Origin of the sequence: Rhodanobacter soli (genome assembly GCF_040548735.1) — a bacterium.
GTDB classification, from domain to species: domain Bacteria; phylum Pseudomonadota; class Gammaproteobacteria; order Xanthomonadales; family Rhodanobacteraceae; genus Rhodanobacter; species Rhodanobacter soli_A.
In genome coordinates this window covers 1,901,180-1,926,549 of sequence record NZ_JBEPSD010000001.1, presented here as the reverse complement: position 1 = coordinate 1,926,549, position 25,370 = coordinate 1,901,180, and the positions used below count along the sequence as shown (strand labels likewise).

Here is a 25,370-nt window from a genome sequence, read left to right as displayed (position 1 = left end):
CAGCGCATGGTCTTCGCCATGTGCGGCAAGAACAGGCGACGCCGGGGTTCCTACCAGGGATCCCGGCGTTCCTGTTTGTGGGTGCACCGCGCATGAGGCTGGAACAGCTGCGCATGCGCGGACTGCGCTGCCTTACCGATGTCGGTATCACGCTGGATCCGGCGATCAACGTCTTCGTGGGCGCCAACGGCGCCGGCAAGACCAGTGTGCTGGAAGCGGTGTTCCTGCTGTCGCATGCCCGCTCGTTCCGCAGCGGCGCGAAGGAGGCACTGTTGCAACGGGGCACCTCGCAGCTGTCGATCTTCGCCGAGCTGTGCCACGCCGATCAGCGTGTGTGCCGGCTTGGCCTGGGACGGGACGGCGTGCGCTGGGAAGCGAGAGTTGACGGCGAGAACGTGGCGATCGGGCAGCTGGTGCGCGAATGCGCGGTGGTCTGCTTCGAGCCGGGTTCGCATGCGTTGATCGCCGGAGCGGCCGAAGAACGACGCCGCTATCTGGATTGGGGCGTGTTCCACGTGGAACACGAATTCCTGACGGCCTGGCGCCGCTATCAACGTGCGCTGAAGCAGCGCAACAGCTTGCTGCGCTCCGCATCGCCCCCGACCGACGAGCTATTTGCGCCGTGGGAAGCGGAACTGGCGCAGTCGGCCCACCAGATCGACCTGCAGCGTCGCGCCTATCTGGACCTGTTGCGTCCGAGACTGTTGAGCAGCATCGCCGGATTGCTGCCGGAGCTGGGTGCGCTCGACCTGCGCTACCGTCGCGGCTGGTCGGATGAGCTGGATCTGGCGCAACAGCTACGCGAGCAACGGGGCAGGGATCTGGCCCGCGGGCACACCACGTTGGGCGTGCACCGGGCCGACTGGTCGGTCACGTTCGAATATGCGCCGCTGCGCGAGCATCTGTCCCGTGGCCAGGAAAAACTTACCGCGCTGGCCTGCATGCTGGCCCAAGCCGAGCTGTACGCCGAACATCGCGGCGAATGGCCTATCGTGTGCCTGGACGACCTCGCCTCGGAACTGGATCAGGCCCATCAGGCCGCCGTAGTGGCCCAGCTGACTGCGGCCCATGCCCAGGTCCTGCTGACTGGTACCGAACTGCCGGCTGCGCTGCAGGGGCTTCCCGCACGCGTGTTCCACGTGGAACAAGGCCAGCTGGCGCGCCTGCTATAATCGAAGGGTTGCATCTCCCAAGGATTGCATAACCCTGTCCGGCCTTTCACGGCGCCGTGTCGGGCGGGTCGCTGGCGCCAGGAAACGGTCAACGCATGAACGAATCCATGAACGAATCGCACTACGACTCAAGCAACATCAAGGTCCTGAAAGGCCTGGAGGCGGTGCGCAAGCGCCCGGGCATGTACATCGGCGATACCGATGACGGCACTGGCCTGCACCACATGGTGTTCGAGGTCGTCGACAACGCGATCGACGAGGCGCTCGCCGGCTATTGCGACAAGGTGGTGGTCACCATCCACGATGATGGCTCGGCCAGCGTCAGCGACAACGGCCGCGGCATCCCGGTCGACATGCACCCGGAAGAGGGCCGTTCCACCGCCGAGGTGGTGATGACGGTGCTGCATGCGGGCGGCAAGTTCGACGCGAATTCGTACAAGGTATCCGGTGGTCTGCACGGCGTGGGCGTGTCGGTGGTCAATGCATTGAGCGACCACCTGTGGCTGACGATCTATCGCGACGGATTCGAGCATCTGCAGGAATACGCGCTGGGCGAACCGGTGTTCCCCCTGAAGGTGGTGGGCCCGTCGACCAAGCGCGGTACGCTGGTGCGTTTCCTGCCCAGCCCCGCGACGTTCACCAACAACATCGACTTCCACTACGAGATCCTTGCCAAGCGCCTGCGCGAGCTGGCTTTCCTCAATTCGGGCGTCACCATCGAGCTGAAGGACGAGCGCGGCGAAGGCCGCCAGGACACGTTTGCCTATGAGGGCGGCATCCGCTCGTTCGTGCAGCACCTGGCCCAACTGAAGACCGCGCTGCATCCGAACGTGATCAGCCTGACCGCGGAGCAGGATGGCATCGTGGTGGAGGTGGCGATGCAGTGGACCGACTCCTACCAGGAGACCATGTTCTGCTTCACCAACAACATCCCGCAGCGCGACGGCGGCACCCACCTCACCGGTTTCCGCGCCGCGCTGACCCGTTCACTGCAGAGTTACATCGAGAAATCCGGCCTGGCCAAGAACGCCAAGGTGGGCACCTTGTCCGGCGACGACATGCGCGAAGGCATGATCGCGGTGTTGTCGGTGAAGGTGCCTGACCCGAAATTCTCCTCGCAGACCAAGGACAAGCTGGTCTCGTCCGAGGTCAAGACGGTGGTGGAGCAGGTCGTCAACGAGAAGCTCGGCGAGTTCCTGCTGGAGCATCCGAACGAAGCCAAGGCGATCGCCTCCAAGGTGGTCGATGCCGCCCGTGCCCGTGAAGCCGCCCGTAAGGCGCGCGAGATGACCCGGCGCAAGGGTGCGTTGGACATCGCCGGCCTGCCCGGCAAGCTGGCTGACTGCCAGGAGAAGGACCCGGCGCTATGCGAGCTGTTCCTGGTCGAGGGTGACTCCGCCGGCGGCTCGGCCAAGCAGGGCCGCAACCGCAAGACCCAGGCCGTGCTGCCGCTGAAAGGCAAGATCCTCAACGTCGAGAAGGCGCGTTTCGACCGCATGCTGGCCTCGGCCGAGGTCGGTACGCTGATCACCGCGCTCGGCACCGGTATCGGCAAGGACGAATACAACCCGGACAAGCTGCGCTACCACCGCATCATCCTGATGACCGATGCGGACGTCGACGGCTCGCACATCCGCACCCTGCTGCTGACCTTCTTCTACCGCCAGATGCCCGAACTGATCGAGCGTGGCCACATCTACATCGGCCTGCCGCCGCTGTACAAGGTGAAGCAGGGCAAGCAGGAGTTGTACATCAAGGACGACACCGCGCTGAACGACTACCTGATCTCCAGTGCGGTCGACAATGCCGTATTGACCTACAACCCGGATGCGCCGCCGATCACCGGCGAGGCGCTGGAGAAGCTGCTGCGCGGCTACCAGCACGCACTGGACCAGATCGCCAAGCTGGCCCACCGCTTCGACGCCGCCGTGCTGAACGCCTTGCTCGAACACGCGCCGATGACGCCGGCACTGTGGTCCGACCCGGTTGCGATGCAGGCCTGGCTGGACGGCGCCACCCAGCGCCTGGCCGCCAGCGGCCTGGGCAAGCCGCACTACCGCATGTCGCTGCGCCCGGCCCACGACGAGCAGCCGGCCGCCATCGAGGTGGTGAAGGAACAGCACGGGCTCAGCCACACCTGGCTACTGCCGCAGCCGTTCTTCGGCAGCGCCGAATTCCGCCCGCTGCTGGCGATCAGCCAACAGATCGCCGGCATGATCCAGCCCGACGCCGTGGTGCGGCGGGGCAACGCCTCGCGCGGCGTGCTCAGCTTCCTCGAGGCGCGCAACTGGCTGCTGGACGAGGCGAAGAAGGGCCGCAGCATCCAGCGCTTCAAGGGCCTGGGCGAAATGAATCCCGAGCAGCTGTGGGACACCACGGTGAACCCGGAGACCCGGCGCATGTTGCAGGTCGGCATCGAGGATGCGATCGCGGCTGACCAGATGTTCTCGATGTTGATGGGCGAGGCGGTCGAACCACGCCGCGACTTCATCGAGGCGAACGCGCTGAAGGTCGCCAACCTGGACATCTGAGCCGTCTCCGCCGGCGCGATCGCATCCAACGATGGCCCCGGCGTGCGTGCCCATTGGAGCAGGTGAGCGCACGGAATGACGGCCGATGAAATGCAAATAATCGCCGCGTGGGCCAGGGAAGGTCGCCAAGTAATTGATTTTTAACAGGCTTTGATGCGGCGCTGCAACTTGTTATCCCTTGCCGGGTCGAGTTACGCTTCGTAATCCCCCGCGTCATTACGACACGCCCAGAACAGATGAGGATCACCATGAAGCATGTCCGAGGGTTAACCGCGCTGGCGAGCATTGCCTTGCTGCTGGGTGTGGCCAGCAGCCCGGTGATGGCGCGCAAGAGCGACGATGCCAAACCCAAGAAGGAAGTGCTGTATCCGAACGCGACCCGCGCCGAGCCGAAGCTCGACCTGACCAGCGAGAAGGATCAGAAGAACCTCAACGAAGGCCTGGATGCGGTCAACGCCGGCGACAAGGCCAAGGCCCAGCAGATGCTGCAGCCGATCATCGACAGCAGCAAGAGCAAGTACGCGCAGGCGCTGGCGCTGCAGGGCATGGCCAGCCTCCACTACAACGACGGCGACTACAAGGGCGCGATCAGCTCGCTGCAGCGCTCGCTGGCGCTCGGTGTGATGCCGAACGACACCTACTTCCAGCTGATGTACATGCTGGCGCAATTCCAGATGGCCGACGAGCAGTACCAGCCCGCGCTGGACACGATCGCCAAGTGGCGCGCCGAGGGCAAGAAGGAAACCGCCGATTCGTACGCGCTCGAGGGCAATGCCGAGTACCGGCTGGGCAAGTACCCGGAGGCGATCGCTTCGATCAACAAGGCCAAGTCGCTCACCGACAAGCCGCAGCCGACCTGGGACCAGATCCTGATGGCCAGCTACGCCGAGTCCGGCCAGGATGAGAAGGCCGCCGAGCTGGCCAAGAGCCAGCTCAGTTCCAATCCGAGCGATCCGAACGCGCTCAACAACGCGGTCGCGGTGCTGATGCAGGCGCACAAGTACCCGGAAGCAATCCAGATGATGGAAAAGGCGCGTGCCGAGGGCAAGCTCAGCAAGGACACGCAGTACGTGAACCTGGCGAAGCTGTACCTGGTCACCGGCCAGGAAAGCGCCGATCCGGCGCCGAACGCGACCAAGGCCCAGCAGGTGCTCGAGGAAGGCATGAGCAAGGGCGTGGTCAAGCCCGACGCGGAAACCTACGTGCTGCTGGGCCAGTCCGCCGAGATCGCGAACAACATCGACAAGGCGATCGGCTACTACAACAAGGCGCAGCCGATCGCCACCGATGGCGAGGCCGCACTGCGCGCCGGACGCCTGCTGCTGAGCGAGAACAAGTACAGCCAGGCCAAGGGCCTGATTCAGCAGGCGCTCGACAAGGGCGTGAAGCACAAGGGCACGGCGTACATGCTGCTGGCCGAGTCCGAGCGCGGCTTGAAGAACAAGCCTGCCGCGATCGATGCAATGAAGAAGGCCGCACAGGACCCGGAGACGGCGGCAAAGGCAAAGGATTGGCTGAAAAAGACCGGTGCTGGCTGACCGGCTGAAGCACTTGGCAAACCGCGGGGTGGATGGACGTCCATATCGTCTACCCCGCGGTGCTATACAAATGCCATGTGCTGTTGTACCGTTGAAACCTTTCCCTAGCGTCTCCCCAGTGGCTAAGTTCCCTCCGGGTCCGTCCAGGCATCAGACGGTTTCGGGCCAAGCCCTGCGGCAACGTTCTCCTTCGGTTTGATCAGCTTCAGATAGTGACAGATGGCCTCAAGTAACGAAGAAATCGGGCGCGAGCCGTTTAGTTGGAAACGCACCTGGGCATTGGCAGTTGCCATCGGGCTGCATGCGTTTGCATTCCTGTTGATCGTGGCGCCCATGGCGCCGCCGAATCAGAACCACAAGGAAAAGGAGCGCATCGTCCAGGTGAACTTCATCGAGCCGCCGCCGCCGCCGCCGCCGCCACCGCCGCCGCCGCCGGAGCCGCCGAAGCAGCCACCGCCGAAGATCATCCAGCAGATCAAGCCGCCGCCGACCCCGCCGCCGCCGACCCCGCCGCCACCGGTGGAAGAGGTTTCGGCGAATGCGACCCCGGCACCGCCGCCGGCACCGCCAGCTCCACCGGCGCCGCCTTCGGATATCACGGCCAGCTCGGATCTCAGCTACAACAGCCGTCTTCAGCCGAAGTATCCGCCGCAGGCGATCCGTCAGCGGCATGAAGGTACGGTGGTGCTGATGATCCTGGTGGGCGTGGATGGTTCGCCGAAGGACATCAAGGTCGACCGGTCCAGCGGTTATCACGAACTCGATCGTGCTGCCATGGATGCCGCACGTCGTTGGCGCTTCAATCCAACGATTCGAAATGGACAAAAAGTTGAAGGGTACGCGCGCGTTCCGGTCAACTTCAATCTCAACCAGCTGTAACCAGGTTCGTCTGGTTTACAGTTACAGTTCACGCTTGACTTCCCTAGGGTAGCGTTATGTTCCTACAGACTCCTGCAACGACCGATGCCGCACAGGCCTTGGGTGGCAATACCAACGCCGAAGCCATGAAGCAGATGGGCTTCGACAACCTGATCCAGAACTTCGACTGGCTCGGCTGGGTCGTCTTCGTGACCCTGGTCGTGATGTCGTTCCTGTCGTGGTACTTCATCATTGCCAACGGCATCCGCAATGCGACGGTGAAGGCTCGCGCCGACAAGGTCATCAACGGTTTCTGGGGCAACGGCTCCACCCAGGACGCGATCCGCGAACTGGAAGCCCAGCCGCGCAGCGAGCCGTTCTCCAAGATCGCACTCGACGCCGCCTCGGCAGTGGCCCACCACCAGCAGGCCACCTCGGCGGCAGGCACCACGGGCCGTCTGGCCGAGTCGCTGAGCCGTTCGGAGTTCATCGACCGCGCCCTGCGTCAGGCCGTGGCTCGCGAGAGCATGCGCCTGGAAGGCGGCATGACCCTGCTCGCCACGGTCGGTTCCGCTGCGCCGTTCGTCGGTCTGCTCGGTACGGTGTGGGGCATCTATCACGCCCTGATCCGCATCGCCGCTTCCGGCAACGCGTCGATGAACGCGGTGGCCGGTCCGGTGGGCGAGGCGCTGATCATGACCGCGTTCGGTCTGTTCGCCGCGATCCCGGCGCTGTTCGCCTACAACTTCTTCAGCCGCTCGAATCGCGTGGTCTACGCCCGCTTCGACGAGTTCGCGCACGACCTGCACGACTTCTTTGCGACTGGTTCGCGCGTCGAAAGCCAGAAGTGAGGGATTGACCCATGTCGATGAGCGTAGGAGACAATTCCGGCGGCCCGATGTCGGAGATCAACGTCACGCCGCTGGTCGACGTGATGCTGGTCTTGCTGATCATCTTCATGATCACCGCGCCGCTGATGTCCCACTCCATCACGATCGATCTGCCGATTGCGAATCCCAAGACGAAGGATGCGGAGCTGCCGGTGGCGCCTCTGGATCTGGCGGTCAAGCAGGATGGCAGCATGTACTTCAATGACCACCTGGTCACCGAAGCCGAGTTGCGGGCGCAGTTTGTGGTGAATGCGCAGAAGTCGCCCCAGCCGGAGCTGCAGATTCGTGCGGACAAGAACACCGAGTTCAAGGTCGTGAAGAAGGTCATCGGCGACGCCAAGGACTCGGGCATGGTGCATGTCGGCTTCATGACCACTGATGCGCCGAAGGGGTGATCTGAAATGGCTTTCACTACCAAAACCAGCGGTCCGATGTCGGAGATCAACGTCACGCCGCTGGTCGACGTGATGCTGGTGCTGCTGATCATCTTCATGATCACGGCACCGGTGCTGGCGCACAAGATCCAGGTCGACCTGCCCCAGCCGAACCCGAACCCCACGCCGCCCACCACGCCACTGGAGCCGATCCATTTGAAGATCGACCAGGCCGGTGCGCTGTACTGGAACGACACACCGGTCGACGAGCTGGGCCTGAAGGCACAGCTCGCGGTGATCGCCCAGCAGAGCAATCAGCCGGAAATCCAGATCGCCGCGGACGACGCGGTGGCCTACCAGTACGTGGCACGGGTGCTGGCGGACGCGAAGAGCTACAACCTGGTCAAGATCGGTTTCACCGAAAACTTCTGACCCGGCGCTGCCGCGGCAGCACGCAACATCAAGACCCCCGCCTGGTGCGGGGGTTTTTGTTTGTGCGGCGGATGTGGCGGTGCAACGGTCAGCGCAGGATCTGCAGATAGTTGCGCACGGTGGTGGCCAAGCCCTCGTACAGCGCCTCGCCGATCAGGGCGTGGCCAATGGATACCTCGGCCAGACCGGGAATCGCCGCCTTGAACGTACCCAGATTCGCCTGGCTGAGGTCGTGTCCCGCGTTCACCGCCAGCCCGGCCTGTTGCGCGCGCCGCGCGGTGTCGGCACACGTCGCCAGGGCTGCCGCGGGCTGGCCGTCGGCGAATGCCTCGGCGTAGGGACCGGTGTAGATCTCGATGCGCTGCACGCCGATCACCGCGGCCAGGTCGAAATCCTGGCTGCCGGCGTCGACGAACAGGCTGACCCGGCAGCCGAGATCGCATAGCTCGCCGACCAGCGGGCGCAGCTGTGCGATGTCGCGACGCAGGTCGAAGCCGTGGTCGGAGGTGATCTGGCCGTCGCTGTCCGGCACCAGGGTCACCTGGGTCGGGCGCACTTCCCGCGCCAGCGCGAGCAGGCCCGGATAGTCGCCGCGGGCGCCGGCGAACGGGTTGCCCTCGATGTTGTACTCGACCCGCCCGCGCAGCATCGCAGCCAGCGCACGCACGTCGTGCGGCTGCACGTGGCGCATGTCCGGGCGCGGGTGCACGGTGATGCCGCCGCAGCCGGCCTCGATGCAGGTCTGGGCGGCGCGGCAGATATCCGGTTCCCGGCCGCCGCGCGAGTTGCGCAGCACGGCGATCTTGTTGAGGTTGACGCTGAGCAGGGTCATGGCGGACGGACGATCCTGGGCGGTTGAAAACGGTCGGCATCGCTGGCCCCGGGCTTGCGCGGGGCCGGTCGATGGACCGGAAACAGTGCGCCGATCAGGCGCCGCTGGCAAGCGTGCCGAGCCGGATCCGGCGCTCGCCGCCGCGCCACGCCAGTGTCGCGACCAGGCTGCTGTCGATGTCCAGCCGCTGCAACTGCCAGGCGCCGACGTCGTCGCCCTCCAGCCGCTGCAAGTGCAGGCGGTCGATGGCGCTGGCGATGCTGAGCCGATCCAGGCCGAATGCGATGCCGCGTCCCAGCGCCTTCAACACCGCCTCCTTGGCGGTCCACAACTCGAGGAAGGCGGCGCTGCGCTCGGCCTCCGGCAGTGCGGCCAGGGCCGCGGCCTCGTCGACGCTGAAATAACGTTCGGCGATCTCCAGTGCACGTGCGCGCGGGCGCAGGCGCTCGAGATCGATCCCCGGCGCGATGTGCCGGCCGATGGCGATCAGCGCCTGCCCGTCGCTGTGCGACCAGTTGAAACCGAGTGACGGATCGAGCCCGGCGGCGAGCGCCGGGCGGCCGTGTTCGCCATCGGTCAACGCGACCCGCTCCGCGGCGATACCGAGGTAGGCGGCCAACACCCCGCGCAGCGGCGCCCGCTGGTGCGACGGCCGGTAGTCCAGCCGCCACACATGAATCTCGTCATCGCGCAGGTGCTCTGCTACGTTGGCAAGCGTCGGTACGTGCGCGGCGGTCATCCGTGCATGGTGCCGCCGGCACCGCCATGGCACAAGCGCGCGGCTGGTGCCGGCGTAGCGGTTGTCGATCGATCCGTCTGGCTGGGGAGAACGAGGCTTGATCCAGGGCTGGCTGCTGTTGCTGGTGTCGCTGCTGTACGTCGGGCTGCTGTTCGTGGTGGCCTACGCGGGCGACCGTCGGCCGCTGTATCCGCGTCAGCCGCGCCTGCGTCCGATCGTCTACAGCCTGGCGCTGGCGGTGTACTGCTCGTCGTGGACGTTCTACGGCGCGGTCGGCACGGCGGCGCGCGACGGCCTGGCCTACCTGCCGATCTACCTTGGGCCGATCCTGCTGTTCGTGTTCGGCTTCGGCCTGCTGCGCCGGCTGGTGCAGGTGGTGAGGCAGCGCAACATCACCTCGATCGCGGACTTCATCGGTGCGCGTTTCGGCAAGTCGCACGGACTGGCCGCGCTGGTGGCGGTGATTGCGGTGATCGCGGTGGTGCCGTACATCGCGCTGCAGTTCAAGGCGGTGGCGATGTCGTTCGGCGTGCTCGGCGGCGTCCGGCACGGCATGGTGACGGCCGGCGGCATCGACAGCGCGATGTGGTGCGCGGCGCTGCTGGCGGTATTCGCGATCCTGTTCGGCACGCGCAGCATCGACGCCACCGAGCATCACCACGGCATGATGCTGGCGATCGCGCTGGAGTCCCTGATCAAGCTGCTGGCGTTCGTGGCGCTGGCCGGCTACGCGCTGTGGCAGGGGCCGGGGCTGGCCAGCACGGTGCAGCTGCCGGTCACGCAGTTGGGCCACGGCCTGTCGCCGGGTTTCCTGGCGCAGACCATGCTGGCGTTCTGCGCGATGTTCTGCCTGCCGCGGCAGTTCCAGATCGGCATGGTCGAGTGCGAGGACGCCGGCGACCTCACCCGCGCGCGCTGGATGGTGCCGCTGTACCTGGTCATCGTCAGCGTGGCGGTGCTGCCGATCGTGGCGGCCGGCGCGCACATGCCGCTGGTGCGCGATGGCGCCGCCGACGCGTGGGTGCTGACCTTGCCGATGGCGTACGGCGATCGCGGCATGGCGCTGCTGGCCTTCATCGGCGGTTTCTCGGCGGCGACCGGCATGGTGATCGTGGCCTCGGTGGCGCTGTCGACGATGATCAGCAACGACCTGGTGATGCCGGCGCTGCTGCGCATCCGCCGGCTGCGGCTGGAGCAGCGCAGCGACCTGTCGCAGCTGGTGCTGGGCGTGCGCCGGGTGGCGATCATCCTGTTGGCGGTGATGGCCTACGCCTACTACCGGGTCGCCGCGAACGCGGAGAACCTGGCCGCTACCGGCCTGCTCGCGTTCGCCGCGGTGGCGCAGTTCGCACCGGCGCTGATCGCGGCGCTGTACTGGCGCGGCGCCAGCCGCCGCGGCGTGATGGTGGGCCTGGTCGGCGGCTTCGTGGTGTGGCTGTACACCTTGCTGCTGCCGGCGCTGATCCGTTCCGATCAGTGGCTGCAGGCCGGGCCGTTCGGCTGGGACTGGCTGCGCCCGCAGGCGCTGTTCCACCTCAGCGGCTGGGAGCCGGTGATGCACGGCACGTTCTGGTCGCTGCTGGTCAACGTGGGCTGCCTGGTGTTCGTCTCGCTGCGCCTGCGGCCCAGCCTGGAGGAACGCCTGCACGCGGCGATGTTCATGGACGCCGATCCGGCCAGCCGCAGCGGCAGCGGCGACTGGCGTGGCCGCGTGGTGGTGGCCGACCTGCGCACCATCGCCGAACGCATCGTGGGCGAGCGCAGCAGCGTGCGCGCCTTCGAGGAATACGGCCAGCGCCGCGGCAAGCCGTTGCTGCCCGGCGAGGCGGCCGACCGCGCCTTGATCCAGTACACCGAACGGCTGCTGGCCTCGGCGGTGGGCGCGGCCAACGCGCGGCGCATCCTGATCAGCGCGCTGTCCGGCAGCGGCCTCGACGTGGCCGAGTCGATGGCGCTGCTGGACGAAGCGTCGCAGGAGCTGCGCTTCAATCGCGAGCTGTTGTCCACCACGCTGGAAAACGTCTCGCAGGGAATCAGCGTGGTCGACGCGCAGATGCGCCTGGTGGCGTGGAACCGGCGCTACCTGGAGTTGTTCGACTATCCCGACGGCATGGTGCACGTGGGCGTGCCGGTGGCCGAGCTGATCCGCTGGAATGCCGAGCTGGGCGAATGCGGGCCCGGCGAGGTGGATGGCCACGTGGCCAAGCGCATCGACTACATGCGCGCCGGCTCGTCGCACCTGTTCCAGCGCATCCGCCCGGACGGCACGGTGATCGAGATGCGCGGCCGCGCGCTGCCCGGCGGCGGCTACGTCACCACCTACACCGACGTCACCGCGTACAAGCATGCCGAGCAGGCGCTGATCGAGGTGAACGAGACGCTGGAGCAGCGTGTCGAGCAGCGCACCGCCGAACTGTCCGAGGCGCTGGTCGCCACCGCGCAGGCACGTCGTGCGGCGGAGACCGCGAACATCTCCAAGACCCGCTTCCTCGCTGCGGCCAGCCACGACCTGCTGCAGCCGTTGAATGCGGCGCGCCTGTTCACCTCGGCGCTGCGCCAGCATCCCGGCCTGGATGCGGAAGCGAGCGGACTGGCCGAACGCATCGACGCCTCGTTCCGTGCCGCCGAAGACCTGCTCGATGCGTTGCTCGACGTCTCGCGGCTGGATGCCGGCAGCTACCATCCGGAGGTCGGTGGCTTCGCGCTGGCCGAACTGTTCGATTCGCTGAGGGCGCAGTTCGCGGTGGTCGCCGAGCAGCGCGGATTGCGCCTGCGCGTGGTGCCGACCGCTCTGGCGGTGCGCAGCGACCCGCAGTTGCTGCGCCGTATCCTGCAGAACTTCCTCTCCAATGCCTTGCGCTACACCAGCAAGGGCAGCGTGCTGCTGGGCGCACGGCGGATGGGCGCCGACGAGGTGCGCATCGAGGTATGGGATTCCGGCCCCGGCATCGCGGCAGAACAGCGCGCGAGGATCTTCGGCGAATTCCAGCGGCTGGAGCAGCCTTCGCCGTGGGGCGAGAAGGGGCTGGGCCTGGGCCTGTCGATCTGCGATCGCCTGGCCAGCATCCTCGGCCACCGGCTCGACCTGCATTCGCGGGTCGAGCACGGCAGCTGCTTCGCGGTGACGGTGCCGCGCAACGAGGCGGTGCCGGCGCGCCGCCAGCGGGTGCAGCGCGCCGGTCCGGACAAGCAGCTGCCGTTGACCGTGCTGTGCCTGGACAACGACGCCGCCATTCTCGACGGCATGCGTGCCCTGCTCAGCCGCTGGGGCGTCGATTGCCGCATCGCGCTGGATGTGGAACAGGCCCGCGCGGAGCTGGCGCGGGGCCCGATCGACCTGGTCCTGGCCGACTACCACCTGGCTGATGGCGTCGATGGCCTGCAGGCGCTGCAACAACTGGGCGGCGTGCTGGGCGAACTGCCGCCGGTGGCGATGATCACCGCCGACGGCAGCAGCGAACTGAAGCAACGCGCCCGCGCGCTCGGCTATCCGGTACTGCACAAGCCGGTGAGGCCGGCCGCGTTGCGTGCGTTGTTGACCGCTCTGCTGCGCCGCTAGCCGGGCGTCAGCCTTCGCCGTCGGGCAGCGCCGGCATGCTCCCCTGATCGACCGCCAGCTGGCTGGCGAGCAGCGCGACCTGGGTGCGGTTGTTGACCCCGAGCTTGCGCATGATCGCGGTCATGTGCGCCTTCACGGTGGCTTCGGAGACGCCGAGTTCCCACGCGATCTGCTTGTTCAGCAGTCCTTCGGCGATCATCGTCATCACGCGGAATTGCTGCGGCGTCAGCGCGGCGATCTGCGCGGCGGCGGCGGCTTCGTCGGGCCGCAGTTCGCCGGGGGTGCCGAGCAGGGCCGGCGGCAGCCAGACGTCGCCGTCGAGCACGGCGCGGATCGCCGCCACGATGTCGGCGCCGGCGGTGGACTTGGGGATGTATGCCGAGGCGCCATGCGCCAGCGCGCGGCGCGCCACCTGCGCCTCTTCGTGACCGGACACCACGATGGTCGGCAGCCCGGGGTACTGCCCGCGGATATGCGCCAGCGCGGAGTAGCCGCGCGCGCCCGGCATGTGCAGGTCGAGCAGCAGCAGTTCGGCGTCGGGGAATTGCTCGATCAGGCCGAGCAGGGTGTGCACACTGTCCGCACTGTGCACGCGCGCCTGCGGCAATGCGGTCAGCACCGCCCGCTGCAGGGCGTCGCGGAACAGCGGATGGTCGTCGGCGATCAGGATGTCGGGCATAAGGCGAGTAGTGAGTGGTGAGGAGCGAGAAACGAGAGACAGCGTAGTCGGCATTTGCTCACTTCTCACGCCTCATCATTCACTCCTGCTCACTTGATCAGTCGCTCGTCGACCAGGTTCTTCACCACGCTGGGATCGGCCAAGGTGGTGATGTCGCCGAGTTGGTCGGGCAGGTTCTCGCCGATCTTGCGCAGGATCCGGCGCATGATCTTGCCGGAGCGGGTCTTCGGCAGGCCGGGCGCCCACTGCAGGTAGTCCGGCGTGGCGATCGGGCCGATCTCCTTGCGCACCCAGGCGATGAGTTCCTTGCGCAGCGCGTCGCTGCCGGTTTCGCCGGCGATCAGAGTGACGTAGGCGTAGATGCCCTGGCCCTTGATCTCGTGCGGGCAGCCGACCACGGCGGCTTCGGCCACCTTCGGGTGCGATACCAGCGCGCTCTCCACCTCGGCGGTGCCCAGGCGGTGGCCGCTGACATTGATCACGTCGTCGACGCGGCCGGTGATCCAGTAGTAGCCGTCCTCGTCGCGGCGCGCGCCGTCGCCGCTGAAGTAGTTGCCGGGGTAGGCGCTGAAGTAGGTTTCGATGAAGCGCTGGTGGTCGCCGTAGATGGTGCGCACCTGGCCCGGCCAGGAGTCGGTGATCAGCAGGTTGCCCTCGGCCACGCCCTCCTGCACGGTGCCTTCGGCGTCGACGATCGCCGGCTTGACGCCGAAGAACGGCAGCGTGGCCGAACCCGGTTTGGTGCCGATCGCGCCGGGCAGCGGCGAGATCATGATGCCGCCGGTTTCGGTCTGCCACCAGGTGTCGACGATCGGGCAGCGCTCGTCGCCGACCACGCGGTAGTACCACTCCCACGCTTCCGGATTGATCGGTTCGCCGACCGAGCCGAGCAGGCGCAGGGACGCGCGCGAGGTCTTCTTCACCGGCGCCTCGCCTTCGCGCATCAGTGCGCGGATCGCGGTGGGCGCGGTGTAGAACAGGCTGACCTTGTGCTTGTCGATCACCTGCCAGAAACGGCTGAAGTCCGGGTAGTTCGGCACGCCCTCGAACATCACCGTGGTCGCGCCGTTGCACAGCGGCCCGTACACCACGTAGCTGTGGCCGGTGACCCAGCCGACGTCGGCGGTGCACCAGTAGACGTCGTCCTCGCGCAGGTCGAACACCAGTTCATGCGTGTAGCTGATGAACACCAGATAGCCGCCGGTGCTGTGCAGCACGCCCTTCGGCTTGCCGGTGGAGCCAGAGGTGTACAGCACGAACAGCGGGTGTTCGGCCCCGACCGGGGTCGGCGCACAGTCGGCCGACTGCCCTTCCATCAGCGTGTGGTAGTAGCGGTCGCGCGGCGACTGCATGTTGATCGCGCCGCCGGTGTGGCGCACCACGATCACGGTCTCCACGCTGTTGGTGCCCGGCCGTTCCAGCGCCGCGTCCACGTTGACCTTGAGCGGGATGCGCTTGCCCGCGCGCAGGCCCTCGTCGGCGGTGACCACCACCTTGGCGGCGGAGTCGGCGATGCGTCCGGCCAGCGAGTCGGGGGAGAAGCCGCCGAACACCACCGAGTGGATCGCGCCGAGGCGGGCGCAGGCCAGCATCGCCACCGCCGCCTCGGGGATCATCGGCAGGTAGATCGCCACGCGGTCGCCCTTGACCACACCCAGGTGTTTCAGCGTGTTGGCGAACTTGCACACTTCGGCATGCAGCTCGCGGTAGGTGATCTTGCGCGACGCCTTCGGGTCGTCGCCTTCGAAGATGATCGCCACCTTGTCGCCGCGCTCGGCCAACTGGCGGTCGAGGCAGTTCGCCGAGACGTTGAGCTCGCCGTCCTCGTACCAGCGGATGTGCAGGTCCTTGGCATCGAACGAGACGTCCTTGATCTTCGTCGGCGGCTTGATCCAGTCCAGGCGCTGGCCGATGCGGCCCCAGAAGCCTTCCGGGTCGTTGACCGACTCGGCGTAAAGGCGCGTGTAGTCGTCGTGGCGCAGGCGCGCCGCAGCGGCAAACGAGGGGTTGACCGGATAGAGCTTGGACATGGCTGGGCTCCTGCTGGCTCGGCGTGGAAGGTGGCGACAGGGATACCGCGGCAGGCATCGGCGCCCGGCGGTGTGCGGACTTCGAGTGTAGCCCGATCGATACGGAGGCGGCGGCGCAGGGCCGGCTCGACTTTGGTCGAAGTTCGACCAATGGCGAATAGTCGCCCGCGCTGCAGCATGGCCATGCTCGGCCCGTCATCGACCTCGGGGAGACGCACGCATGACCACGCGACACACCCATCGTTACTCCGCGCTTGCCCTGAGCATGGCTTGCGCCCTGATGCTTCCGCTGGCTGGCCACGCGCAGAGCGACACGCGCGAGCAGCAACTCGAACAGCGCGTGGCGCAGCTCGAACAGCAGTTGAATGAATTGAAGGCGATGATCCAGGCGCAGAAAGCCGCGCCCGCAGCGCCGGCGGCACCCGCGCAGAATGTCGCGGCGGCTCCGGCCGCCGCGACGCCGGTGTTCAGCAGTGCCCCCGGCGTGTCGGTGGCGCTGCACGGCTTCGTCAGCGCCAGCGCCTTCAGCCAGAACAAGAGCTTCACCTACGGCAACGGCCAGAACGCGCTGTTCCCGATACCCGGCTCGAAGGGTTCGCTGAGCGGCGTCGACGTGCGCAACACGCGCTTCTGGCTCGATTTCAAGGGCGCCAAGTTCGCCGGCAACTGGAGCGGCGGCGGGCGCATCGAGATGGACTTCTTCGGCGGCTTCAACGGCACCGGCGCGTACAGCCAGCAGCAGCCGACGCCGCGGCTGCGCCAGGCCTACATGGACCTGACCAACCCCGAGAGCGGCACCACGGTGCGCATCGGCCAGCAGTGGGACCTGATGTTCCCGATCGACAACTCGCCCACTTCGCTGGCGCACATCGCGTTCCCGCTGGGCTTCGGCTCCGGCTACGGCGGCTGGCGCTTCCCCGGCGTGGTGGTGATGCAGGACCTCAACCACGGCAGCACCGGCGCGCAATGGCGGCTCGACGTGGGCGTGTTCGAAGGCACCTGGAGCGGGCCCGGCAACAACGTCAACTACCTCACCGCCGGCAGCGCCGGCTTCCGTCCGCAAGTCGAGGCGCGCCTGCACGTGCAGGACAAGAACTGGCTGGCGTACTTCGCCGCGCACTACAGCAAGGTCGACCTGCGCGGCGTGGACGGCACCGCACCCACGCCGATCCGTTCCGACGTGAAGAGCGTGGGCTACGAGGTCGGCGGCCAGTGGAAACCCGGCCCGTGGACGTTCAAGGGGCTGGCCTATGCCGGCAACGGCCTCGGCGAGATCTTCGGCGCGATGTCGCAGTTCGGCGACATCAAGGAGCGCGGCGGCTTCGTGCAGGCGGGCTACAGCTTCACGCCGAACTGGAGCCTGTACGCGTTCTACGCGTACAGCAAACCCGATAGCGGCGACGTGATCACCTGGATGGGTAATGGATCGACCGGCCTGCTCAGGAACCGCCAGACGGCGTTGAGCCTGCAGTACACCGCCGGTTCCTATGACCTCAGTGCCGAATGGATGCACGACAAGCTCGACTCCACCAGCAACGGCGTGGATCGCAAGACCACCACCGGCAACCAGTTCAGCCTCAACGCGCTTTATCGCTTCTGAACCTCAGGCGGCGTACCGCGCGTGCGCCGCCCGTTGATTACCCTCCCGTCGCGTCGGGAGGATGACGGGGTGCGGTCCGGTTCGAGGAACGACCGCATCTCCCAACTTCTCCCCAGGGTTTCTGGGAGAGGCATCTCACTATCTCGAGAGGGGAAACATCATGGCCACAAATGCGATTGACGCGACCGGCGGCGGGGTTGGCGCCAAGCTCGACGTCAGCCACAAGCGGGTGATCCTGGCGTCCAGCCTGGGCACCGTGTTCGAGTGGTACGACTTCTATCTGTACGGCTCGCTCGCCGTGATCATCGGCCACCAGTTTTTCTCGGGCTTGAACGAGGCGAGCCAGCTGGTGTTCGCCCTGCTCGCGTTCGCCGCCGGCTTCGCGGTGCGCCCGTTTGGTGCGCTGGTGTTCGGCCGGGTCGGCGACCTGGTCGGGCGCAAGTACACGTTCCTGATCACCATCGTGATCATGGGCCTGTCGACCTTCTTCGTGGGCCTGTTGCCCAGTTACGGCTCGATTGGCATGGCGGCGCCGGTGATCCTGATCCTGTTGCGCATGCTGCAGGGCCTGGCGCTGGGCGGCGAGTACGGCGGCGCGGCCACCTACGTGGCCGAACACGCACCGAAGGGCAAGCGCGGCCTGTACACCAGCTTCATCCAGATCACCGCCACCTTCGGCCTGTTCCTGTCGCTGCTGGTGATCCTGGGCTGCAAGTGGTTGCTCGGCGACAAGTTCGACGACTGGGGCTGGCGCATTCCGTTCCTGCTGTCGTCGCTGCTGCTGGCGATATCGGTGTACATCCGCCTGCAACTGGCCGAGTCGCCAGTGTTCAAGCAGATGAAAGAGGAGGGCAAGCAGTCGAAGGCGCCACTGACCGAGTCGTTCGCGCGCTGGGGCAACCTCAAGCTGGTGATCCTGGCCCTGTTCGGCGCCACCGCCGGCCAGGCCGTGGTGTGGTACTGCGGCCAGTTCTACGCGATGTACTTCCTCGGCAGCACACTGAGGATCGACGCCACCACCACCCAGCTGCTGATTGCCGCGGCACTGTTGATCGGCACGCCGTTCTTCGTGGTGTTCGGCTGGCTGTCCGACAAGATCGGCCGCAAGCCGGTCGTGCTCGCCGGCTGCCTGCTCGCCGCGCTGACCTACTTCCCGATCTTCAAGGGGCTTACCCACTACGGCAACCCGGGTGCGGAGACGGCACGTGCCACGGCACCGGTCACCGTGCTCGCCGACCCGGCCACCTGCCATCTGCAGATCAACCTCACCGGCACGCAGGTCTTCACCAGTTCCTGCGACGTGGCCAAGAGCTACCTGGCCAAGCGCGGCGTGCCATACGACAACGTGGCGGCGCCGGCCGGTTCGCTGGCAAAGGTGACCGTGGGCGGGGCCAGCCACGAGGCGTTCGAGGGCAGCAGCCTGAGCAAGGCGGACTTCGCCGAGCAGAACAAGGCGTTCACCACCAGCCTCGGTGCCTCGCTCGACCAGGCCGGCTATCCGGCCAAGGCCGACCCGGCGCGTACCAACTACCCGATGCTGATCGTGTTGCTGACCTTGCTGGTGCTGTACGTGACCATGGTCTACGGCCCGATCGCAGCGTGGCTGGTGGAGATGTTCCCGACCAGGATCCGCTACACCTCGATGAGCCTGCCGTACCACATCGGCAACGGCTGGTTCGGCGGCTTCCTGCCTTCGGTGTCGTTCGGCATCGTGGCGCTCACGGGCAACATCTACTCCGGCCTGTGGTACCCGGTGGTGATCGCGATGATGACCTTCGTGATCGGCCTGCTGTTCGTGAGCGAAACCAAGGACGTCGACCTCAGCGACTGAGTGCGGCCATCAAGGTACGGAAAACGCAGCGGCCCGTGCCGCTGCGTTTTTCTTTGCCGCCGTGAACCGGGCGGGTCGTCAGGCGCGCTTGATCAGTCCGATGATCACCAGCAGCACGATCGCGCCGATCATCGCGTAGACGATGCTGGTGACGATCGGGCTGCCGAGACTGAAGCCGATGCCGAGCATCGGCAGCAGCCAGCCGGCGAGGAACGCGCCGATGATGCCGACCACGATATTGCCGAGCAGGCCGAAACCGAAACCGCGCACGATCAGGCCGGCCAGCCAACCCGCGATCGCACCAATCAGCAGAAAGATGATCAAGCCGGATGCAGTCATCGTGAACTCCCAGGGAATGCGGGGCGGCGGGATGCCGCGCCGTGACGTTAGCGCAAGCGTCCTTGTTCCGCCGTGCAGCGATCGTGATTGAAGGGTGACGCTGCCCGTCCTGCGCCATGCACGCGCAGCGGCGATCCGGACGCCAGCGCGGGCGCTATGCTGGCAGCCGGATTCCGCACGATGACTATGGGGGAGCACCGATGAGTGCCGCACCAAGTTACGTCCATGGCGCCAACGCGAAACCGTTGCTGGGCGACACGCTGGGCTCACTGGTCGACCGTATCGCCGCCGCCCATCCCGAGCGTCCGGCGCTGGTGGTGCGCGCGCAGAACGTGCGCATGAACTACCGCGAATTCCATGCCGAAGTGGAACGCGTTGCCGCCGGCTTGCTGGCGCTGGGACTGCAGCGTGGCGATCGTGTCGGCATCTGGTCACCGAACCGGGCCGAATGGGTGGTGCTGCAGTTCGCCGCGCCGAAGGCCGGACTGATCCTGGTCAACATCAACCCGGCCTATCGTACGCACGAGTTGGAATATGCGCTCACCAAGGTGGCGTGCCACACGCTGGTACTGCCGCGGCGCTTCAAGGCCTCGCATTACCTGGACATTCTCGGCGAGCTGGCGCCGGAACTGGCCGCCAGCACACCCGGCCAGTTGCATGCGGCACGGCTGCCGGCGCTGCGCGAAGTGATCCTGCTTGACGAGGTGGCGGCCGCGGGGACGCGTAGCTGGCAACAACTGGTGGCGTGCGGCGATGCAGCCGCGCTGGCGCAGCTGCATGCCGTGGAGCCGGAACTGGGTTTCGACGACCCGGTGAATATCCAGTTCACCTCCGGCACCACCGGCGCGCCGAAGGGTGCCACGCTGACCCACCACAACATCATCAACAACGGCTGGTTCATCGGCGAGGCGATGCGTCTCACCGAGCATGACCGGCTGTGCATCCCGGTGCCGTTCTACCACTGCTTCGGCATGGTGTTGGGCAATCTCGCCTGTGTCACCCATGGCGCCTGCATGGTGATCCCGGGCGAGGGCTTCGACGCGCTGGCCACGCTGGAAACGGTGGCGACGGAAAAGTGCACCGGCCTGCACGGCGTGCCGACGATGTTCATCGCCGAACTCGAGCATCCGCGCTTCGCCGAGTTCGACCTGAGCAGCCTGCGCACCGGCATCATGGCCGGCTCGCCGTGCCCGATCGAGGTGATGCGCCGGGTGGTCGAGGAGATGCACATGGACCAGGTCACCATCGCCTACGGCATGACCGAGACCAGCCCGGTGAGCTTCCAGACCGTGCCCGACGATCCGCTGGAGCGCCGCGTCGACAGCGTCGGCCGGATCCATCCGCAGCTGGAAGTGAAACTGGTCGACGAACGCGGTCGGGTGGTGCCGCGCGGCACGCCGGGCGAGCTGTGCACGCGCGGCTACTCGGTGATGCTGGGCTACTGGGACGACGAGGCGCGCACTCGCGAGGTCATCGACGAAGCGCGCTGGATGCATACCGGCGACCTCGCGGTGATCGACGCGGACGGCTACTGCAGCATCGTCGGCCGGCTCAAGGACATGATCATCCGCGGCGGCGAGAACGTATATCCGCGCGAGATCGAGGAGTTCCTGTACACCCATCCGAAGGTGCTCGACGTGCAGGTGTTCGGCGTGCCCGACGCGAAGTTCGGCGAGCAGGTGTGCGCGTGGATCCGTCTGCGCGAAGGCAGCGAGGCCAGCGTGGCCGAGATTCAGGATTACTGCCGCCGTCACCTTGCCTACTACAAGGTGCCGCACTACGTGCGCTTCGTCGACGCGTTCCCGATGACGGTGACCGGCAAGGTGCAGAAGTTCCTGATGCGCGAGGCGATGGTGGCCGAGCTGGAGCGGTAGGAACGCACCCTGTGCGCGATGCTTTCCGGCCACCTCGCGAGAGATCCGTAGGGCGGGCAGTGCCCGCCGTGCTTTTCAACGATGCGCACAGTCAAGAGCGGCGGGCAGTGCCCGCCCCACGAAGCCGGAACGAACCGCATCATGGATACCTTACCGATCCGGGCGCCCGTACTTCAGCGGATCCTTGCCCTCGCGCAGCCGCTTCAGGTCGTACTCGGACAGGCTGTCGTCACGCGCACTGCCGGCGATGCGCGCCTGCACGAAGGCCAGCGTGGTGGCGAAGATGCCGATCAGCCCGACCAGCATCCAGAAACCCCAAGCGCCGGCGCCGTGGCGGGTGAAGCACAGCACGAATGCAAACACGGTAAGGGCGAGCAGCAGCCAGCGCATGAGGAAGCCCCGACAGGTGGAAACGCGCCGCCTGCGGCGGCGGACGGCCGCATCATAACGCCGCCACGGCACGTTCGGCGCGAGCCGGATCACGCCGCGAAAAGATGTCGCGACGGCTGAGACATCGCTGCGCGACACTGTGCCGATGGACGATCCCTCGCCCCCACCGACCCCGCTGGAACGGCTCCCGGCGACGCGCCTGCTCAAGGGCCGCGGCGCCGCCTCCAATCCGGAAGGCCGCTTCGAAAGCATCCGCCACCAGGCCGAGGACGACGGCTGGCAGAGCGCGCTGCTGGACGAGGATGCGCCGCGCCCGCGCACCGAGGTCACCGAGGAACGCGCGCGCAGCGTGATCAGCCGCAACGACTCACCCGACATCGCCTTCAGCCAGGCGATCAATCCGTACCGCGGTTGCGAACACGGCTGCATCTACTGCTTCGCGCGACCCTCGCACAGCTACCTCAACCTCTCGCCCGGACTGGATTTCGAGACGAAGCTGCGCGCGAAGGGCAACTTCGCCGAGGTGCTGCGCGCGGAACTGGCGAAGCCCGGTTACGCGATCAGCCCGATCAACATCGGCAGCAACACCGATCCCTACCAGCCGGTCGAGAAACGTTGGCGATTGACCCGCGCCGCGCTGGAGCTGCTGGCCGAATGCCACCACCCGTGCACCATCGTGACCAAGAACGCGCTGGTCGAGCGCGATCTCGACATCCTGGTACCGATGGCGCGCGAAAAGCTGGTGCAGGTATTCGTCTCGGTCAATTCGCTGGACAACCACCTCGCCGCGAAACTCGAGCCGCGCGCCAGCGCGCCGCACCGGCGGATCAAGGCGATCCGCACCCTGGCCGACGCCGGCGTGCCGGTCGGCGTGCTGGTGGCGCCGATCATTCCCGCGCTCAACGACCGCGACATGGAAGCGGTGATGGCGCAGGCCGCGGACGCCGGCGCGCGCTGCGCCGGCTACACCACGCTGCGCCTGCCATACGAGCTGAAAGCCCTGTTTCGCGAATGGCTGGCCCTGCACGCGCCGCAGCGCGCCGAGCACGTGATGAGCCTGGTGCAACAGATGAACGGCGGCCGCGACTACGACAGCAACTTCGCCACCCGCATGCGCGGCTCAGGCGTGTTCGCCGACCTGCTGCGCCGCCGCTTCGACGTCGCCTGCCGCAAGCACGGCTTCGGCCGCGCCCGCGAGCTCACCCTCGACACCTCGCGCTTCGTGCCGCCGCGCAAGGCATCGCCGCAGGGCGAACTGTTCTGAAGCCAGCCGCGTTCACGCGTCGATGATGACGGTCCGGGTCAAATCAGGCTTCGCGGCAACCCCGCCGATGCCCTGGAGGCAATGATGTCCTCATTCGCGCTTTACCTGATCGGCATGATCGTGGTGATCGGCGGGCTGGTTTACGCGGCGTGGCTGATGCACGTGCCCACGCAATGGCTCGTCGTCGGCGTGCTGGTGCTGCTGGGCATCGGCATCGTGGGCGCGGTCACCCATACCCGACGGCGCGACCCGCCCGAATCATGAGCAGCGGTGCCTTCCGGCACGGGCTGGAAGGAACCGCGTCGCATGCACTCAGCCGCCAGCCGGCAGATATTTCGTGAACCAGCCCAGCGCTCGCTGCAGCACGTCGCGCTGGTGGGCGGGGTCGACGAAGTGATGCCCTTCGTTCGGATACACCACCAGCGACGTCGTGCCGCCCTGGGCGCGCAGCGCGTGCCACATCTCGAACGACTGCGGCGCCGGGCATTCGGCGTCGCGGTCGCCGACCACGATCAGCATCGGCGTCTTCACCTGCTTGATGAAGTTGATCGCCGAACTCTTGGCGTACACCGCCGGGTCGTCGTACACGGTGGCGCCGAAGAACGGCGGCATCCACTGGTCGATCAGGTTCTGGCCGTAGTAGCTCTGCCAGTTGGAGATGCCGGCGCCGGCGACCACGGCGCGGAAGCGCTGGGTCTGGGTCGGCGCGAACATGCTCATGAAGCCGCCGTAGCTCCAGCCGGTAAGGCCGAGCCGCTTGTCGTCCACCGGGACCTTCTTCTCCACCGCGTCGACGCCGGCGAGGATGTCGCGCAGGTCGCCGTAGCCGAAATCCTTGCGGTTCGCCTGCACGTATTTCTCGCCCTGCCCGAAGCTGCCGCGCGGGTTCGGCTCGAACACGAAATAGCCCAATGCGGACAGCGGCGCGGCGCCGTAGCCGACGCCCGGCCAGCGCGGGATCACCGCGCTCGACGGCCCGCCGTGCACCACCACGACCATCGGGTAGGTCTTCTTCGGATCGTAGTGGGCCGGGTACAGCAGCCAGCCCTGCACGTGGAAACCCTCGTTGTTCCACTCCACCGACTCGGCCTTGCCCCAGGCCGGCTTCAGCGCGGCATTGAACGAGGTCACCGCCGGCGGCGGCGTGCTGCCTAGCGCGCCGGCGTGCACCTCGGTGGCGACGGCGTACGAGCTTTGCAGGAAGGCAACGCGCTTGAGGTCGCCCGAGAGCGACATCGCCATCGACGCGCTGCCGTCGCTGATGCTGGCCGGGAGGGTGAAATGCACGCGCTGCTGCTGCGCGCGCGTGGCGGAAACCGCGTAATCCGCCAGCTGGCTCTGGCCGTTGCTGACCTGGCTGACCAGCATCGACTGCGGCCCGGTCCAGCGCAGCCACGACGGCGTGACGCGGATGCCCGGGGTGAGATTGACCGGCGCGCCGTCGCCAGCCGCCACCGCGTAGATGTCGCCGCCGGTGGCGCCCTGGTCGCTCATCAGGCCGCCGATGAAGGCGATCCGCGCCGCATCCGGCGACCAGCGCGGCAAGGCGATCTGCAAGCCGTGCAGGGAGCCGCTGTCGGTGCCGGCCGGATCGACCAGCACGCTGGCGCCGGCGTCGGCTTGCGCGCTCTGCACGTAGAGCTTCGCGATCCACCAGTTGTTGTCGCCCGGCGGCGGCGCGGCGGTATAGGCGATGCGCGAACCGTCCGGCGACCAGTCGAATTCGTACGCGTACATGCTGGCCGGGGTCAGCTCGCGCAGGGCGCCACTGGCCACGTCGAGGCTGGCCACGCGTTGCACTTCCATACCGCTCACGCCGATTTCGCCGGCGGCCGGCTTGGCCGCGGCCACCGCGCTGGCGTGGCGGGTGGCGCCGGGCACGTAGAGGAAGCCGAGCGACTTGCCGTCGGCAGTCCATTGCAGCGAACGCACGTAGCCTTGCAGTTCGGCCAGCCGCGCCGGCGCGCCGTTGCCGTGCGTGTCGGCCAGGTAGATGGCGTTCTGCATCACCTTGGTGCTGGTGAGGTCGACACTGCAATTGGAGACGAAGGCAAGGCGGCGCGAATCGGGCGCCCAGGCGATGTCGGATTCGGCACAGCTGCCTGGCTTGGCCGTGACGCTGACCCGATGCGCATGGCGGCCATCGGCATCGGCCACCTCGACCGTCGGCTTGCCGTCATGGCGAATCACCCACGCCAGCTGTTTGCCGTCCGGCGAGATCGCCACGGCCTGGATCGACTGTGCCTTGCCCAGCTGCGCCAGCACCTGTTCGATGCGCGGATCGACCTCGGGCGCGGCGGCGAAGGCATTCGGCGCCAGCGCGAGGGCCAGCAGCAACAAGGGAGCGGGCAGGTGCGGGCGTTTCAGCATGGGGAGGATTCCGGCACGGGGAATCCGCACGCTACAACCCGCGGGTCACCTGCGCCAAGTGCAGGACG

Annotated in this window: 20 protein-coding genes; 13 read left to right on the top strand and 7 right to left on the bottom strand. The window is 66.9% G+C overall.

From position 1 onward, the window contains the following. The first annotated feature begins 92 nt into the window (after positions 1-92). From recF to ABIE04_RS08665, 7 genes are all read left to right on the top strand, one after another. Positions 93-1,172: a DNA replication/repair protein RecF gene (gene recF / locus ABIE04_RS08695; protein WP_354548720.1), complete on the top strand. Its 1,080-nt coding sequence runs from the start codon at positions 93-95 to the stop codon at positions 1,170-1,172. A 95-nt stretch (positions 1,173-1,267) separates the two neighbouring features. Continuing rightward, positions 1,268-3,703: a DNA topoisomerase (ATP-hydrolyzing) subunit B gene (gyrB, locus tag ABIE04_RS08690; protein ID WP_354548718.1), complete on the top strand. Its 2,436-nt coding sequence runs from the start codon at positions 1,268-1,270 to the stop codon at positions 3,701-3,703. Positions 3,704-3,951: 248 nt separating this feature from the next. Then, positions 3,952-5,241, top strand: a complete 1,290-nt coding sequence (locus ABIE04_RS08685; RefSeq protein ID WP_354548716.1) for a tetratricopeptide repeat protein — start codon at positions 3,952-3,954, stop codon at positions 5,239-5,241. A 333-nt stretch (positions 5,242-5,574) separates the two neighbouring features. Beyond that, the gene (locus tag ABIE04_RS08680; RefSeq protein WP_436410362.1) at positions 5,575-6,120 is read left to right on the top strand and encodes an energy transducer TonB; all 546 of its coding nucleotides are present in this window, start codon (positions 5,575-5,577) and stop codon (positions 6,118-6,120) included. Between the two features lie 56 nt (positions 6,121-6,176). Next, positions 6,177-6,950: a MotA/TolQ/ExbB proton channel family protein gene (locus tag ABIE04_RS08675; RefSeq protein ID WP_214556273.1), complete on the top strand. Its 774-nt coding sequence runs from the start codon at positions 6,177-6,179 to the stop codon at positions 6,948-6,950. Positions 6,951-6,961: 11 nt separating this feature from the next. Continuing rightward, complete coding sequence (locus ABIE04_RS08670) at positions 6,962-7,384, top strand: ExbD/TolR family protein (RefSeq protein ID WP_214556272.1); 423 nt, start codon at positions 6,962-6,964, stop codon at positions 7,382-7,384. A 6-nt stretch (positions 7,385-7,390) separates the two neighbouring features. Beyond that, the gene (locus ABIE04_RS08665) at positions 7,391-7,795 is read left to right on the top strand and encodes an ExbD/TolR family protein (protein ID WP_354548712.1); all 405 of its coding nucleotides are present in this window, start codon (positions 7,391-7,393) and stop codon (positions 7,793-7,795) included. An 88-nt stretch (positions 7,796-7,883) separates the two neighbouring features. Here ABIE04_RS08665 and ABIE04_RS08660 read toward each other — a convergent pair whose 3' ends face one another. Together ABIE04_RS08660 and ABIE04_RS08655 are read right to left on the bottom strand one after the other, a co-directional pair. Continuing rightward, complete coding sequence (locus ABIE04_RS08660; RefSeq protein WP_354548710.1) at positions 7,884-8,627, bottom strand: pyridoxine 5'-phosphate synthase; 744 nt, start codon at positions 8,625-8,627, stop codon at positions 7,884-7,886. A gap of 94 nt (positions 8,628-8,721) precedes the next feature. Continuing rightward, entirely contained in the window at positions 8,722-9,366 is a 645-nt protein-coding gene (locus ABIE04_RS08655) for a 4'-phosphopantetheinyl transferase family protein (RefSeq protein ID WP_354548708.1), read from the bottom strand. A gap of 97 nt (positions 9,367-9,463) precedes the next feature. Between ABIE04_RS08655 and ABIE04_RS08650 the strand changes: the two genes are divergently transcribed. Then, on the top strand, positions 9,464-12,925 hold the full coding sequence (locus tag ABIE04_RS08650; RefSeq protein WP_354548705.1) for a hybrid sensor histidine kinase/response regulator: 3,462 nt from the start codon (positions 9,464-9,466) through the stop codon (positions 12,923-12,925). A 7-nt stretch (positions 12,926-12,932) separates the two neighbouring features. Here the strand turns inward: ABIE04_RS08650 and ABIE04_RS08645 are convergent, their stop codons facing one another. Both ABIE04_RS08645 and acs read right to left on the bottom strand, forming a co-directional pair. Continuing rightward, the gene (locus ABIE04_RS08645; protein ID WP_354548703.1) at positions 12,933-13,604 is read right to left on the bottom strand and encodes a response regulator transcription factor; all 672 of its coding nucleotides are present in this window, start codon (positions 13,602-13,604) and stop codon (positions 12,933-12,935) included. A gap of 89 nt (positions 13,605-13,693) precedes the next feature. After that, a complete protein-coding gene (acs, locus tag ABIE04_RS08640) occupies positions 13,694-15,634 on the bottom strand; it encodes an acetate--CoA ligase (protein WP_354548700.1) in 1,941 nt (646 codons plus the stop codon). A 220-nt stretch (positions 15,635-15,854) separates the two neighbouring features. Here acs and ABIE04_RS08635 point away from each other — a divergent pair, with 220 nt between their 5' ends. Together ABIE04_RS08635 and ABIE04_RS08630 are read left to right on the top strand one after the other, a co-directional pair. Then, positions 15,855-17,234, top strand: a complete 1,380-nt coding sequence (locus ABIE04_RS08635; RefSeq protein WP_354548698.1) for a hypothetical protein — start codon at positions 15,855-15,857, stop codon at positions 17,232-17,234. Between the two features lie 160 nt (positions 17,235-17,394). Then, a complete protein-coding gene (locus ABIE04_RS08630; RefSeq protein ID WP_354548696.1) occupies positions 17,395-19,065 on the top strand; it encodes an MFS transporter in 1,671 nt (556 codons plus the stop codon). A 78-nt stretch (positions 19,066-19,143) separates the two neighbouring features. On the opposite strand, the gene ABIE04_RS08625 is transcribed toward ABIE04_RS08630, so the two are convergent. Beyond that, entirely contained in the window at positions 19,144-19,404 is a 261-nt protein-coding gene (locus ABIE04_RS08625; protein WP_354548693.1) for a GlsB/YeaQ/YmgE family stress response membrane protein, read from the bottom strand. A gap of 200 nt (positions 19,405-19,604) precedes the next feature. Between ABIE04_RS08625 and ABIE04_RS08620 the strand changes: the two genes are divergently transcribed. Beyond that, positions 19,605-21,278: an AMP-binding protein gene (locus tag ABIE04_RS08620; RefSeq protein WP_354548691.1), complete on the top strand. Its 1,674-nt coding sequence runs from the start codon at positions 19,605-19,607 to the stop codon at positions 21,276-21,278. 150 nt (positions 21,279-21,428) lie between these two features. Here ABIE04_RS08620 and ABIE04_RS08615 read toward each other — a convergent pair whose 3' ends face one another. Then, a complete protein-coding gene (locus ABIE04_RS08615; protein WP_354548689.1) occupies positions 21,429-21,668 on the bottom strand; it encodes a hypothetical protein in 240 nt (79 codons plus the stop codon). Positions 21,669-21,813: 145 nt separating this feature from the next. Between ABIE04_RS08615 and ABIE04_RS08610 the strand changes: the two genes are divergently transcribed. Together ABIE04_RS08610 and ABIE04_RS08605 are read left to right on the top strand one after the other, a co-directional pair. Then, positions 21,814-22,932 carry a PA0069 family radical SAM protein gene (locus ABIE04_RS08610; RefSeq protein ID WP_354548686.1) on the top strand — a complete coding sequence of 373 codons (1,119 nt, stop codon included), beginning with the start codon at positions 21,814-21,816 and terminating at the stop codon, positions 22,930-22,932. Between the two features lie 84 nt (positions 22,933-23,016). After that, a complete protein-coding gene (locus tag ABIE04_RS08605) occupies positions 23,017-23,196 on the top strand; it encodes a hypothetical protein (protein WP_354548684.1) in 180 nt (59 codons plus the stop codon). Positions 23,197-23,244: 48 nt separating this feature from the next. Here the strand turns inward: ABIE04_RS08605 and ABIE04_RS08600 are convergent, their stop codons facing one another. Then, positions 23,245-25,302, bottom strand: coding sequence for an alpha/beta hydrolase family protein (locus tag ABIE04_RS08600; protein WP_354548682.1), 2,058 nt, complete (start codon positions 25,300-25,302; stop codon positions 23,245-23,247). Between the last annotated feature and the right edge of the window lie 68 nt (positions 25,303-25,370).

Excerpts from the sequence above, each read along its gene's own strand:
- recF (WP_354548720.1), top strand. The coding sequence starts at position 93 with ATGAGGCTGGAACAGCTGCGCATGCGCGGACTGCGCTGCCTTACCGAT.
- gyrB (WP_354548718.1), top strand. The coding sequence starts at position 1,268 with ATGAACGAATCCATGAACGAATCGCACTACGACTCAAGCAACATCAAG.
- ABIE04_RS08685 (WP_354548716.1), top strand. The coding sequence starts at position 3,952 with ATGAAGCATGTCCGAGGGTTAACCGCGCTGGCGAGCATTGCCTTGCTG.
- ABIE04_RS08680 (WP_436410362.1), top strand. The coding sequence starts at position 5,575 with ATGGCGCCGCCGAATCAGAACCACAAGGAAAAGGAGCGCATCGTCCAG.
- ABIE04_RS08675 (WP_214556273.1), top strand. The coding sequence starts at position 6,177 with ATGTTCCTACAGACTCCTGCAACGACCGATGCCGCACAGGCCTTGGGT.
- ABIE04_RS08670 (WP_214556272.1), top strand. The coding sequence starts at position 6,962 with ATGTCGATGAGCGTAGGAGACAATTCCGGCGGCCCGATGTCGGAGATC.
- ABIE04_RS08665 (WP_354548712.1), top strand. The coding sequence starts at position 7,391 with ATGGCTTTCACTACCAAAACCAGCGGTCCGATGTCGGAGATCAACGTC.
- ABIE04_RS08660 (WP_354548710.1), bottom strand. The coding sequence starts at position 8,627 with ATGACCCTGCTCAGCGTCAACCTCAACAAGATCGCCGTGCTGCGCAAC.
- ABIE04_RS08655 (WP_354548708.1), bottom strand. The coding sequence starts at position 9,366 with ATGACCGCCGCGCACGTACCGACGCTTGCCAACGTAGCAGAGCACCTG.
- ABIE04_RS08645 (WP_354548703.1), bottom strand. The coding sequence starts at position 13,604 with ATGCCCGACATCCTGATCGCCGACGACCATCCGCTGTTCCGCGACGCC.
- acs (WP_354548700.1), bottom strand. The coding sequence starts at position 15,634 with ATGTCCAAGCTCTATCCGGTCAACCCCTCGTTTGCCGCTGCGGCGCGC.
- ABIE04_RS08635 (WP_354548698.1), top strand. The coding sequence starts at position 15,855 with ATGACCACGCGACACACCCATCGTTACTCCGCGCTTGCCCTGAGCATG.
- ABIE04_RS08630 (WP_354548696.1), top strand. The coding sequence starts at position 17,395 with ATGGCCACAAATGCGATTGACGCGACCGGCGGCGGGGTTGGCGCCAAG.
- ABIE04_RS08625 (WP_354548693.1), bottom strand. The coding sequence starts at position 19,404 with ATGACTGCATCCGGCTTGATCATCTTTCTGCTGATTGGTGCGATCGCG.
- ABIE04_RS08620 (WP_354548691.1), top strand. The coding sequence starts at position 19,605 with ATGAGTGCCGCACCAAGTTACGTCCATGGCGCCAACGCGAAACCGTTG.
- ABIE04_RS08615 (WP_354548689.1), bottom strand. The coding sequence starts at position 21,668 with ATGCGCTGGCTGCTGCTCGCCCTTACCGTGTTTGCATTCGTGCTGTGC.
- ABIE04_RS08610 (WP_354548686.1), top strand. The coding sequence starts at position 21,814 with ATGGACGATCCCTCGCCCCCACCGACCCCGCTGGAACGGCTCCCGGCG.
- ABIE04_RS08605 (WP_354548684.1), top strand. The coding sequence starts at position 23,017 with ATGTCCTCATTCGCGCTTTACCTGATCGGCATGATCGTGGTGATCGGC.
- ABIE04_RS08600 (WP_354548682.1), bottom strand. The coding sequence starts at position 25,302 with ATGCTGAAACGCCCGCACCTGCCCGCTCCCTTGTTGCTGCTGGCCCTC.